The organism is Nocardioides sp. (genome assembly GCF_051876515.1).
Taxonomy (GTDB): Bacteria; Actinomycetota; Actinomycetes; order Propionibacteriales; family Nocardioidaceae; genus Nocardioides.
In genome coordinates, this window is record NZ_JBJEHY010000117.1 from 1 (window position 1) to 10,954 (window position 10,954).

Sequence of the window (10,954 nt, forward strand, 5' to 3'; positions counted from 1 at the left end):
TCGAGAGGGTGGCGATGGCCTTGGTGCCCACCATCATGCGGGCGTTCTCGATGACCTGGAACATCTGCGCGATGCCGTCGTGGATCTCGCCCATCAGGATGCCGCGGGCGGGCTCGCCGCCGCCGACCTGCGGGTCGCCGAAGGTCAGCTCGCAGGTGTTGGAGACCTTGATGCCCATCTTGTGCTCGACGTTGGTGACGTACACGCCGTTGCGCTCACCGGTCAGCTCGCCGGACTCGGGGTCGTAGTGGAACTTGGGCACGAGGAACAGGGAGAGGCCCTTGGTGCCCGGGCCGCCCGCACCCTCCACGCCCTCGGGGCGCGCGAGGACCAGGTGGACGATGTTCTCGGACAGGTCGTGCTCGGCGGAGGTGATGAACCGCTTCACGCCGGTGATGTTCCAGGTGCCGTCCTCGTTGGGCGTGGCCTTCGTACGGCCGGCGCCGACGTCGGATCCGGCGTCGGGCTCGGTGAGCACCATCGTGGAGTTCCAGCCGCGCTCGACGATGATCTCGCCGAGACGCTCCTGGGCGGCGACGCCGTTGGCGTTCTTGCGGACCAGCGCGCCGCAGAACGGGCCCGTGGAGTACATCCACACGGGGGCGTTCGCGCCGAGCAGCATCTCGTTGGTCGCCCACAGCAGCGACGGGGTGGCCGGGGTGCCGCCGAGGTCCTCGGGGATGCCGATGCGCCAGAACTCGGCGTCCATCCAGGCGCGGTACGACTTCTTGAACGCCTCCGGCAGCGGGGCGGTGTGGGTCGTGGGGTCGAAGACCGGCGGGTTGCGGTCGGAGTCGACGTACGACGCCGCGACGTCCTCACGGGTCAGTCGCTCGACCTCGGCCAGGATCTCGCGGGCGGCCTCGCCGTCGACCTCGCCGTAGGGGCCGGTGCCGAGGACCTTGTCGCGCTCGAGCAGCTCGAAGAGGTTGAACTCGATGTCGCGCAGGTTGGACTTGTAGTGGCTCACGTCCACGGACTCCTTGCGGTGCGGGTGGCCCGGCACGGGTGTGCGGGCCGTGGTGACACGTACGGATCGCGCCGGTGCGGCGCGCAGACCGATATTACCGGTGAGTAATGACGGACGGAAGGCGTACCACCCCGGCATCCCCCAAACGGGTCAGGCCGGCTGCGTCCCCGCGGTGGGTCGGGCCCGGCGCTCGACCAGCACGTTCTGCGCGATCCGCCCCACGGGGCCGCGGTCGTCGTGGATCGAGCCGGCGCTCATCCCGATCCCGTCGCGACCCACCGACGTCTCCGCGCGCAGCCCCACCCACAGGCCCGTCGGGGGCTCGTACAGGTGGACGCTCACCTCGGTGTTGAGGAACGTGAAGTGGCGTGCGTCGAGGCGGGCCCCGACCCCGTTCGCGACGTCGACGATGGTGAGGACCCGCTGGGTCGGGGTGGGCTCCTCGCCCGCGACCAGGGGCACGCGCAGCCGCAGCCAGCCGCCCGTCGGGCCGCCCTCGGGGCCGGGCAGCTCGCTCAGGTGCCAGTCGAGGGCGTTGACGAACCCGGCGCGCCACGCCTTCGGCAGGATCGCCGAACCCTGGCCCTCGGCGTCGTCGGCGGGGGCGTCGCCCATGCCGGAGTCGGTGGAGGAGGCGACCTCGTCGGTGGCGTGGGTGACCAGGCGCCAGGCGCTGGCCCGCGCCACGGCGCGCGGCTCGCCGTCCGGACCCGTCGCCCGGATCTCGGCGGCCACCAGCTCGATCCGGCGGCCCGGCCGCTCCACCCACGCCGACACCTCGATCTCGGCGACGGGCACGGCACCCAGGATCTCGACGGTGATGCGGGACAGCCGGGTCCCCTCGCGCGGGGAGCAGCGTTCCATCGCCCGGGTGAGGATCCCCGACACCGGTCCTCCGTGCTGGTCGGCGAGGTTCCAGGCGCTCGCCGTGTGCGCGGTGGCGCGGAAGCGCTCGACCGTACGGCCGTCGGGGTCGACGCGGCTGCCCAGCGGCAGGTAGCAGGCGGTGTCGGTGGTCATGGGGTGACTCTCTCGGTGCGGGGTTCCGTCAGGTGGCACCGGGGGCGTGAGGTGAGGATCACGTCCACGGTCGCCCAGATGCCCCCTGAGGCTACTTGTGAGTCACTAGCCTTCGACCCATGCGTCGACACGCCTCTCTCGGACCCCTGGCCGCCCTCGTTCTCGTCCTCACGGGGTGCTCGGGAGGCGACGACGGCGGGGACGCCGAGGCGACCACGACGCAGGCACCCGCCATGTCGCAGACCGAGAAGGAGTGGCGGGCCGACCTGGAGCAGGAGCTCGGCCGGGACGACTTCGACTTCGACGCGGCCGTGGGCCGCGCGACCGAGGACTGCCAGCGCACCGAGGGCGACGCCTGGCGTGCGCACCTCGCGCTGTCCGGCTCCCTCGACTCCGTGCCCACGACCCGGATCGGCCTCGAGCACGCCTGCCCCGAGGTCGTGAAGACGTTCGACGGTGCCGTCGACGAGCTCGAGGGCGTCGACGACTTCTCCACCTACGTCTGCACCCTGCCCACCGACGGCCTCGCGATGGAGCAGCTGGCGACGTTGCAGATGGTCTGCGGCGGCTGACCACGGCCGACGTCGCGGGGTCCCGAGGACACCGCTGTGCGGCGTCGGTCATGCTTGGAGCCATGCGTTTCACCGAGCACGAGCTGACCACCGCCCTGACGGGGGCCGCCAAGACCGTCGCGGCCGCCAAGGCGGGAGGCGTACGGCGTCGTGCGGCCGACCCCGACGAGGTCTGGCAGTCGATGGAGAAGTACGCCCGCTACCAGGTGATGGCCGCCCTCGGCGACGAGCTGCTGCCGGTGATGGCGGCCCTGCCCGACGTCGAGGTCGAGGCCGGCACGCGCGCCGCGTTCAGCGACGAGCAGATCCTCGAGGCGGTGCACGCCACGATCGCCGACGGTGGGCTCGGCCGGGTCAAGCGCAAGGTCGTCGAGGCCAGCCGGGTCGCGCTGACCAAGGTGGCGCTGGAGCACCTCCCCGTGCGCCGCGACCCCGACGCGCTGTCGTTCGACGAGGAGTTCGTGGTCCCGGACGACCTGTCGGGTCTCTGAGGTCCCGGGTCAGCTGAGACCCCAGTAGATCTTCCCGGCCAGGTCCTTCTGGCCGCCCGAGCGGAACTGGATGCCGTTGATGATCGAGCCGCCGCCCGCGGTGCTGCCCGTGCACGCGTGCCCGAGGCGCAGCAGAACGGTGTCGGTGCGTCGGTTCCACGACACCTTGGCCGTACGGCAGCGCTCCTTCGGGTAGACCTCCACCTCAGAGATCGTCTGGCTCCAGACCTTCGTGCCGCGGCGGGTCTTGGTGACGAAGTAGTTCACGCCCCAACCGCTGAGGCCGGCGCCGACGGCGATCTTGCCGGTCGCGGGGAGCGAGCGGACCTTGAAGCGCACCGTGAACCGCTCGGGCCCGTTGACCAGCTTGCCCTTGCGGATGTCCACGCGAGCCTTGGCGTCGCGCGGGTCGTTGAAGGCGCAGGTCTCCCAGCAGTAGAACGCCTCGGGCGCCTGTGCCGCGGCCGCCGCCGGGACGGACGTGGGCTCGGTGTGGGCCGGCGCGGTCGGACCGGCCAGGAGGCCGGCGGCGAGCGCCAGGCCGGCGGTCAGGCGGGTGAGGGGACGGGAGGCTCGGGTCACGGGAAGCTCCGGGTGCGCTGGAGGAAGGGGCGCCCCAGTCTCTGGGCGCCCGTACGCGGTCCACCGTGGTTTTCAGATCTGCTGCTCGCGGCAATCGCCCTCGCCGAGCGCCTCCATGACCGCGCGTCCGGCCCGCCCCAGGGCGGCGAGGTCGTCGGGGGAGAGGCGGTCGATGAGCAGGTCGCGCACCCGGCGTACGTGTCCGGGGGCCGCCGCGGCCACGGCGGCGTACCCGGTGTCGGTGAGGGTCGCGGCCGTACGCCGGCCCGCGCCCGGCACACGGCAACGCGTGAGCAGCCCCTGGTCCTCCAGGCGGGAGGCCGCGTGGGAGAGGCGGGACAGGGAGGAGGAGGCCATCTCGGCGAGGACGCTCATCTGCAGCGTCCGGTCCTCGGCCTCCGACAGCGCGACCAGGACCATGTACTCGAAGAAGGTGAGCCCGGAGTCGCGGACGAGCTGCGAGTCGAGCGCCGCCGGCAGCCGGATCATCAGGGCTGCGGTCGCCAGCCAGGCGGTGTGCTCGTCCGCGGTCAGCCAGCGCACGTCGTCGGTGGGCTCGGGCATGCCTCCAGCGTACGCACGTGAACGGTCAAGAAATGTCTCGCGTTCGGGAATGACGTGGTCGGGGGCGTGGTTGTCGCGGGTGAACTTGAAGCCACAACAACTCCAGGAGTCACCATGAACATCGCCCTCTGGGTCGTCGCAGGTCTGCTCGCCGTCGCCTTCCTCGGCGCCGGCTCCATGAAGGCGCTGAAGTCGAAGGAGCAGCTCAAGGAGGGTGGGATGCACTGGGTCGACAGCTTCTCGGCGCCGGTCGTCAAGGCGATCGGTGTCGCCGAGGTGCTCGGTGCCCTCGGCCTGGTGCTGCCCGGCCTGACCGGTGTGGCCGAGCCGCTCACCGCTGTCGCCGGTCTGGCGCTGGGCCTGACCATGGTCGGCGCGATCATCGTCCACGCGAAGCTCAAGGAGGCCTTCACGCCGGCGCTCGTCCTCGGCGTGCTCTCCTTCTTCGTCGGCATCGGGCGGGTCTTCGTCGGCTTCTGAGTCGCGGGTGGGCCGTGCGTCATACGGATCCGCACCTATAGGTGCGGGTTCGTATGACGGGCGCGGGGGCCAGCGCGCGTTTGCATGACGCCGGCGGGGCCAGCGCACGTTCGTATGACGCAAGCGCCGCCGGAGACCCCGCTACCCCCGTACGGCCGGGATCACCGACTCGCTGATCAGGCGCAGGCTCTCCCACGACGGGTCGGTCGGCAGGCCGCCGCAACCGGGGTGGGTGCTCAGGGCGCGGATCTCCCCGGCGCGGCAACGCTCGACGAGGTCGTCGGGCGTCGCGACCAGGTAGACGTCTCCGGCGCGCAGGTCCTCCACCGTCTCGGCCGCGTCCAGGACGGCGCCCTCGCCGCGGGTGGGCGGCTTCCAGCGGTAGTAGCCCCGCGCGTCGGCGAGCAGGTGCTCGCCCCAGCGCTCCCAGAACTCGTCCGGGTCCGCGGCCGCGAAGACCGACGTCGGGCCGGCCGGCGGGGAGACGACCAGGCCGGGCTCGCGCCCGTGCTCGCGGCAGGTCTCCCGGTACAGCTCGGCCAGGTCGCGGTCGCGGCGCTGCGGCTGGAAGTGCAGGCCCAGGCGCCCCGCGCGACGGGCCGCGGCGGGCGAGCCGCCGCCGTACAGGAGGAACGGCAGCGCGAACGGTTGTGGGAAGACCCGCGTCGTACGCCCCTCGAAGGTGACCTCCTCGCCGGCCAGCAGGGCCGTGACCACCTGGATCCGCTCCTCGAGGTCGGCGCCCCGGCTGGCCCACGGACGGCCGAGGTGGGCGTACTCCTCCTCGCGGTAGCCCAGGCCGAACGTGTACCCGACGCGTCCGGCCGAGAGGTGGCTGAGTACCGACATGTCCTCGGCCAGCCGGACCGGGTCGTACAGGTTGGCCAGCAGCGCGGAGACGCTGATCGGGATCCGGCTGCTCACCGCCGCGAAGGCGCCGGCCACCGGCAGCGGGGAGGGCAGGTACCCGTCCTCGCTGGCGTGGTGCTCGGAGACGACGACGGAGTCCCACCCGGCTGCGTCGAGGTGCGCCACCTGGGCCACCGCGCGGGAGAAGAGCTCCTGGCGGGCCGCGGGCTCGAGCCCGGGGGAGCGGAAGTCGTAGCGGGCCACGAAGTACGTCGACATGGGCCGCATCGTGTCAGTTCGTCCGGCTACCGTGCTGGGATGACCGGAACTCCCGGCGGCACGCCCGAGCGCCCCGCCCTCTTCTTCGCCGATGCCGACGAGTGGGCGGCCTGGCTGGAGGAGCACTACGAGAGCGCCACCGAGCTGTGGATGGGGCTCAACAAGAAGCACGTCGCCGACCAGGGGCTCACCTGGGCCGACGCGGTCCCCGTGGCGCTCTGCTTCGGCTGGATCGACTCGGTGTCGCAGCGCATCGACGAGGACGCGCGCCGGCAGCGGTGGACGCCGCGCAAGGCGACCAGCGTGTGGAGCCAGGTCAACATCGACCACGTCGAGCGGCTCACCGCGCAGGGGCTGATGCGTCCGGCGGGACTCGCGGCGTACGAGCGACGGCGCCCGGACCGCTCGGGCTACTCGTACGAGACCAGGGCCGCACTCGACGACGCCCAGCGCGCGGTGCTGCTCGCCGACCCGGCCGCCGCCGCGTTCTGGGAGGTGGCGACCGCGTCGTACCGCAGCGTCGCCGAGAACTGGGTGGTCACCGCCAAGCAGGAGGCCACCCGCGAGCGACGGCTGGCCGAGCTCGTCGCCGACAGCGCGGCCGGACGGATGATCAAGCCGCAGCGGTACGGCAAGGAGCCCGCGTGGCTGGTCCGCGCCGCCGAGGCGGCGCGCACCGCGGGTGGCGCCTGAGCCTCGGGCCGGTCCAGCGTCAGAGCCGGCTGGGCGTCAGGGTGCGACGCTGAGCGACCCGTCGACCAGCGTGTGCAGGTGCCGGCGGAAGCGGTCGGTCATGGCCAGCGAGGAGGCGACCTGTCGGGTGCCGGAGGCATCGACGAAGCCGGCACGGCTGAACGAGTGGGTCGACCAGATGATCGAGTAGACGAGCATCTCCAGGTCGATGTCGTCGGCCAGACCCCCGGCCTGCAGCACCGCGCGTACGCCGTCGGCGACGCGGGCGACCAGCGGTCCGGCGAACTCCTGCTCGATGGCGTCGGTCTCCTCGCCCTCGTCCAGCCAGCGGCGCATCCACAGGGCCGGCACCTCGGGGTGGGAGAGGCAGAAGCCGAGGTAGGCGTCGACGAATTCGTGCAGTGCCGCCCGGGTCGCCTCGGGGGTCGGCTGGGTGGTCGCGAGGTGGCCGAGCGCGGCCACGACGGCCTCGCCCTGGGCGGCGTGGGCGCGGCGCATGACCTCGAGGTAGAGGTCGGCCTTGCTGCCCACGTGGTAGGCGACCGTGGCGATGTTGAGCCCCGCGGCCTCGCCGATCGCGCGCGTGCTGGTGGCCTCGTACCCGCGTCGCGCGAACAGGTCGGTGGCCGCCTCGATGATCCGCTCGCGGCTGCTGCTGGTCTCCTCCACGGTGCCCACGAACGCCACCCTACAGTCTGCCCACCACCCCCTGTCCAACGCTTGATGGAGAAGTTGCTGCAGGTCAGGGGCTTGACGTTCCCTCCATCAGTCGATTGAATGAGAGGAATGCCACACACTCTGAAGGACTGACATGGTGCACAACCCCACGGTCGCCGTCATCGGCGCCGGAGCTGCCGGCCTCGCTGCCGCGAAGGCTCTGCTGGACGAGAAGGTCGACGTCGTCGTCCTCGAGAAGGGCGACCGCCCCGGTGGTCTCTGGGCCCGCGGCAACGCCTCCGGCCTCTCCCCGGCGTACGACTCGCTGCACCTCAACACGAGCAAGGGCCGCACCCAGTTTGCCGACTTCCCGATGCCGGCCGCGTGGCCCGACTACCCCTCCGCGGCCGTGATCGAGGGGTACCTGCGCGACTACGCGGAGACCTTCGGCGTCACCGCCCGCATCCGGTACGGCGCCGAGGTGACCTCGGTCGCCAAGCAGGGGGAGCGCTGGCAGGTCGAGGTGGCCAGCTCCGAGCCGCTGCTCGTCGACGCGGTGGTGGTCGCCAACGGTCACAACTGGGACCCGCGCTGGCCCGCCCCCGTCCCCGCCGGGGAGTTCACCGGCGAGCAGATGCACGCCCACGACCACCGCAGCGCCGACCAGTACGCCGGGCGCCGCGTGATGGTCGTCGGGATGGGCAACTCCGCGATGGACATCGCCGTCGACGCCTCGTTCGTCGGTTCGGCGCCGGTGCTGCTCTCGGGCCGCCACGGCGTGCACGTGGTCCCCAAGTACCTCTTCGGCCGCCCCGCCGACGCCACCGGCGCGCTGCTCAAGAAGCTCCCCTGGCGGGTGCGCCAGCGGATCGCCGAGACCATGCTGCGCGTCGCCGTCGGCACCCCGCAGTCGTACGGCCTGCCCGCCCCGGCCGGCGGCCTGTTCCAGAACCACCCCACGATCAGCGACACGATCCTGCACCGCATCACCCACGGCGAGGTGCTGCCGCGGCCGGGCATCGACCGCTTCGAGGGCACCACGGTTCACTTCGTCGACGGCACCAGCGACGAGGTCGACCTCATCGTGTGGGCCACCGGCTACCGAGTCTCGATCCCCTTCCTCGACGAGAGCCTGGTGGGCCCCGACCCGGAGGCGATGGGGCTGTTCCAGCGGGTCTTCCACCTCGCCGACCCCACCCTCACCTTCGTGGGGCTCATGCAGTCGACCGGCGCGGCCCTGCCGGTCGTCGAGGCGCAGGCCAAGCTGGCCGCCGCCTACCTCGCGGGCCGGTACGCCCTCCCCGCCCCGGTCGAGCAGCAGCAGGCCGTGGACCGGGCCCTCGCGTCCGCCCGGGACCGCTGGGGCGAGAAGCGTCCGGCGATGCGGATCGACTTCGACGACTACGTGGCCGCCCTGCCCGCCGAGGTGGCCGCCGGTGTCGAGCGCGCCCGCGCCGGCGCCCGTACCTGGACCGTGACCGAGTCGGAGGAGACCCGATGAGCAGGCGTGTGAAGAACCCGACCGGGATGCGGGTGCTCATCACCGGCGCGTCCGGCACCATCGGGCTGGCGCTGGGGCGCCGCCTCGTCGAGCAGGGCGCCCACGTGGTCGGGCTCGACGTCGCCCCGCGCGGCGACGAGGGGTTCGAGGTGATCGCCTGCGACCTCACCGACGACGACTCGGTGACGACCGGCGTCCCGCGGGCGCTCGACCTGCTCGGCGGCCTCGACGGCCTGGTCAACAACGCCGGCATCGGCGGCCCCGCCCCGGCCGAGGCCGCGCCGGGCGCCGAGGTGCGGCGCCAGCTCGAGATCAACCTGCTCGGCACCTGGCGCGTGAGCGCCGCCTGCGTCGACGCGCTGGTCGCCTCCCGCGGGCGCGTCGTCATGGTCTCCTCGCGGATGGCCGTCATGCAGCTGCCGCTGGCCGCCGCCTACGGCGCCTCGAAGCGCGCCATGGTGGCGTACGCCGACGCGCTGCGCCTCGAGCTCGGCACCCACGTCGGGGTCACCTGCGTCTACCCCTCGGCCACCCGCAGCCCGATCCACGACTCCACCGCCGCCGCCGGCCTCTCCCTGGAGGGGATGAGCACGTACGAGCCCCTCGAGGGCGTGGTCGACGCGGTCGAGCGCTCGCTGCTGTCGGTGAGGGCGCGCCGCGACGTGCCGACCACCCGCAAGGGGGCCGTCGAGTTCTTCGTGGCCCGCCACCTTCCGCGGGTGACGGACCGCATCGTGCTGCGTACGCTGGCCGACCGGGCCCGCTCCGGGGCCTTCGACGGAGCCGCCCTCGCCGAGGGTGTCGTGGCCCGTCACGCCGAGGAGGTGTCCCGATGAGTGCTGCCGAGACCGCACCCGGGGCTGCCACCGAGACCGGCGACGAGCGGGGCGTGCGCGCTCCGGCCAGCGCCCTGGCCGCGTACGCGTCCGGCTCGTTCGGGATGGGCGTGTGGGTCACCGTGCCCGGCCTGCTCCTGCTCTACTTCCTCACCGACGTCGTCGGCGTCGCCGCCGCGCTGGCCGGCCTGACGCTGCTGGTGCCCAAGATCGTCGACGTCGTCGTGCACCCGATGATCGGTTCGCGCTCGGACCGTCAGGCGCGCAGCCTGGGGCACCGCCGCCGGATGATGGTCGGCGGCGTCGCGCTGGGCGCCGCGATGGTCGCGATGTTCACGGTGCCCTCCGGCCTGACCGGTCCGCCGGCCGCCGTCTGGGTGGGCGCGTGGTTCATCGTCGGCAACCTGCTCTTCGCCATGTTCCAGGTGCCGTACCTGACCACGCCGTCCGACCTGGTCATCGGGTACCACGAGCGCACCCGGGTCTTCATGTTCCGGATGCTGTTCCTCACCGTCGGTCTCCTCGGCGCCGGGGTCGCGGCCCCCGCCCTGGTCGCCAGCGAGCGGCGCTCCGACTACACGACGATGGCCGCGGTGCTGTGCGTCGTCATGGTCGTCTCCGCGATCGTCGCGATCCGCGGCGTGCGCTCCCTGACGCAGGCCTGCGGTTTCCGTACGCCCGCCGAGACCGCCGGCCACTCGGCGCTCGCGGACGTGAAGGTCGCCTGGGCCGACCGCGACTTCCGCATGCTGGTGCTGTCGTACCTGTTCACGGGCACCACCACGCACCTCTTCATGGCGGCGCTGCCGTACTTCACCCGCTACGTGTACGACGACGCCGGACTCACGGCCGTCTTCATGGGCGCCTTCCTGGTCCCGGCGGTCGCCGCCGGTCCGGCGTGGATGGTGGTCTCGCGCCGCATCGGCAAGCAGCGCGGACTGCTCATCTCCCAGGCCGTCTTCGTGGTCGGCTCGGTGGCCCTGCTCGCCACCTCGCAGGTCGGTGTGGCCGTCTCGGTGGCCGTGGTGGTCGCGATGGGCGTCGCCTTCGCCGGCCTCCAGCTGTTCGCCTTCTCGATGGGCCCGGGCGCCGTGGCCGCTGCCGACGCCGGTGGTGACGGGCAGGCCGGCGGCTACACCGGCGTGTGGACCGCGACCGAGGCGCTCGGCACGGCGGTCGGGCCGTACGTCTACTCCGCGGCGCTCGCGCTGGGCGGGTTCGTCTCCAGCACCGCCGGGCAGGACGTGGTGCAGCCCGACTCCGCGATCACCGCACTGCTGGTGGGCTTCACCGTCGTCCCGGCGGTGCTGATGGCGCTCGCCATGTTCTTCCAGGCGCGCTACCGCCTCGACCCGGTCGGGCGGTGAGTGGCGTCCCCCCAGTCGAGCTGCTGCTCCTGCTGACCGCCCTGGGCGGTGGAGCGCTGGTCCTCGCCGGCCTGTGAGGTCAGGCGGGCGGCT

The 10,954-nt window shown here is 72.6% G+C and carries 13 protein-coding genes; 7 read left to right on the forward strand and 6 right to left on the reverse strand.

Features of this window, described 5'->3' with window-relative positions:
* On the reverse strand, positions 1-970 hold a 970-nt coding region (locus ACI379_RS08430; protein ID WP_439791649.1), incomplete at its 3' end, for an acyl-CoA dehydrogenase family protein.
* A gap of 150 nt (positions 971-1,120) precedes the next feature.
* On the reverse strand, positions 1,121-1,990 hold the full coding sequence (locus ACI379_RS08435) for a thioesterase family protein (protein WP_439791637.1): 870 nt from the start codon (positions 1,988-1,990) through the stop codon (positions 1,121-1,123).
* 119 nt (positions 1,991-2,109) lie between these two features.
* On the opposite strand from ACI379_RS08435, the gene ACI379_RS08440 reads away from it, so the two are divergent.
* Together ACI379_RS08440 and ACI379_RS08445 are read left to right on the forward strand one after the other, a co-directional pair.
* Positions 2,110-2,562 carry a hypothetical protein gene (locus ACI379_RS08440; RefSeq protein ID WP_439791638.1) on the forward strand — a complete coding sequence of 151 codons (453 nt, stop codon included), beginning with the start codon at positions 2,110-2,112 and terminating at the stop codon, positions 2,560-2,562.
* 62 nt (positions 2,563-2,624) lie between these two features.
* Positions 2,625-3,053, forward strand: a complete 429-nt coding sequence (locus ACI379_RS08445) for a hypothetical protein (protein WP_439791639.1) — start codon at positions 2,625-2,627, stop codon at positions 3,051-3,053.
* A 9-nt stretch (positions 3,054-3,062) separates the two neighbouring features.
* On the opposite strand, the gene ACI379_RS08450 is transcribed toward ACI379_RS08445, so the two are convergent.
* Both ACI379_RS08450 and ACI379_RS08455 read right to left on the reverse strand, forming a co-directional pair.
* Positions 3,063-3,635: a hypothetical protein gene (locus ACI379_RS08450; RefSeq protein WP_439791640.1), complete on the reverse strand. Its 573-nt coding sequence runs from the start codon at positions 3,633-3,635 to the stop codon at positions 3,063-3,065.
* A 72-nt stretch (positions 3,636-3,707) separates the two neighbouring features.
* Positions 3,708-4,199 carry a MarR family winged helix-turn-helix transcriptional regulator gene (locus tag ACI379_RS08455; protein WP_439791641.1) on the reverse strand — a complete coding sequence of 164 codons (492 nt, stop codon included), beginning with the start codon at positions 4,197-4,199 and terminating at the stop codon, positions 3,708-3,710.
* Positions 4,200-4,313: 114 nt separating this feature from the next.
* Between ACI379_RS08455 and ACI379_RS08460 the strand changes: the two genes are divergently transcribed.
* Entirely contained in the window at positions 4,314-4,679 is a 366-nt protein-coding gene (locus ACI379_RS08460; RefSeq protein WP_439791642.1) for a DoxX family protein, read from the forward strand.
* 141 nt (positions 4,680-4,820) lie between these two features.
* Here the strand turns inward: ACI379_RS08460 and ACI379_RS08465 are convergent, their stop codons facing one another.
* Positions 4,821-5,807, reverse strand: a complete 987-nt coding sequence (locus ACI379_RS08465; RefSeq protein ID WP_439791643.1) for an LLM class flavin-dependent oxidoreductase — start codon at positions 5,805-5,807, stop codon at positions 4,821-4,823.
* 39 nt (positions 5,808-5,846) lie between these two features.
* Between ACI379_RS08465 and ACI379_RS08470 the strand changes: the two genes are divergently transcribed.
* Positions 5,847-6,500, forward strand: coding sequence for a YdeI/OmpD-associated family protein (locus tag ACI379_RS08470; protein ID WP_439791644.1), 654 nt, complete (start codon positions 5,847-5,849; stop codon positions 6,498-6,500).
* A gap of 36 nt (positions 6,501-6,536) precedes the next feature.
* Here the strand turns inward: ACI379_RS08470 and ACI379_RS08475 are convergent, their stop codons facing one another.
* Positions 6,537-7,178, reverse strand: coding sequence for a TetR/AcrR family transcriptional regulator (locus ACI379_RS08475; RefSeq protein ID WP_439791645.1), 642 nt, complete (start codon positions 7,176-7,178; stop codon positions 6,537-6,539).
* A 133-nt stretch (positions 7,179-7,311) separates the two neighbouring features.
* Here ACI379_RS08475 and ACI379_RS08480 point away from each other — a divergent pair, with 133 nt between their 5' ends.
* From ACI379_RS08480 to ACI379_RS08490, 3 genes are read left to right on the forward strand one after another with little or no spacing between them, the layout of a single operon-like run.
* Complete coding sequence (locus tag ACI379_RS08480) at positions 7,312-8,658, forward strand: flavin-containing monooxygenase (protein WP_439791646.1); 1,347 nt, start codon at positions 7,312-7,314, stop codon at positions 8,656-8,658.
* The gene (locus ACI379_RS08485) at positions 8,655-9,494 is read left to right on the forward strand and encodes an SDR family NAD(P)-dependent oxidoreductase (RefSeq protein ID WP_439791647.1); all 840 of its coding nucleotides are present in this window, start codon (positions 8,655-8,657) and stop codon (positions 9,492-9,494) included. Before ACI379_RS08480 ends, ACI379_RS08485 begins: the two co-directional genes overlap by 4 nt.
* Positions 9,491-10,861, forward strand: a complete 1,371-nt coding sequence (locus ACI379_RS08490; protein ID WP_439791648.1) for an MFS transporter — start codon at positions 9,491-9,493, stop codon at positions 10,859-10,861. The genes ACI379_RS08485 and ACI379_RS08490 overlap by 4 nt, the downstream gene beginning before the upstream one ends.
* Positions 10,862-10,954: the final 93 nt, after the last annotated feature.

Excerpts from the sequence above, each read along its gene's own strand:
- ACI379_RS08435 (WP_439791637.1), bottom strand. The coding sequence starts at position 1,990 with ATGACCACCGACACCGCCTGCTACCTGCCGCTGGGCAGCCGCGTCGAC.
- ACI379_RS08440 (WP_439791638.1), top strand. The coding sequence starts at position 2,110 with ATGCGTCGACACGCCTCTCTCGGACCCCTGGCCGCCCTCGTTCTCGTC.
- ACI379_RS08445 (WP_439791639.1), top strand. The coding sequence starts at position 2,625 with ATGCGTTTCACCGAGCACGAGCTGACCACCGCCCTGACGGGGGCCGCC.
- ACI379_RS08455 (WP_439791641.1), bottom strand. The coding sequence starts at position 4,199 with ATGCCCGAGCCCACCGACGACGTGCGCTGGCTGACCGCGGACGAGCAC.
- ACI379_RS08460 (WP_439791642.1), top strand. The coding sequence starts at position 4,314 with ATGAACATCGCCCTCTGGGTCGTCGCAGGTCTGCTCGCCGTCGCCTTC.
- ACI379_RS08465 (WP_439791643.1), bottom strand. The coding sequence starts at position 5,807 with ATGTCGACGTACTTCGTGGCCCGCTACGACTTCCGCTCCCCCGGGCTC.
- ACI379_RS08470 (WP_439791644.1), top strand. The coding sequence starts at position 5,847 with ATGACCGGAACTCCCGGCGGCACGCCCGAGCGCCCCGCCCTCTTCTTC.
- ACI379_RS08480 (WP_439791646.1), top strand. The coding sequence starts at position 7,312 with ATGGTGCACAACCCCACGGTCGCCGTCATCGGCGCCGGAGCTGCCGGC.
- ACI379_RS08485 (WP_439791647.1), top strand. The coding sequence starts at position 8,655 with ATGAGCAGGCGTGTGAAGAACCCGACCGGGATGCGGGTGCTCATCACC.
- ACI379_RS08490 (WP_439791648.1), top strand. The coding sequence starts at position 9,491 with ATGAGTGCTGCCGAGACCGCACCCGGGGCTGCCACCGAGACCGGCGAC.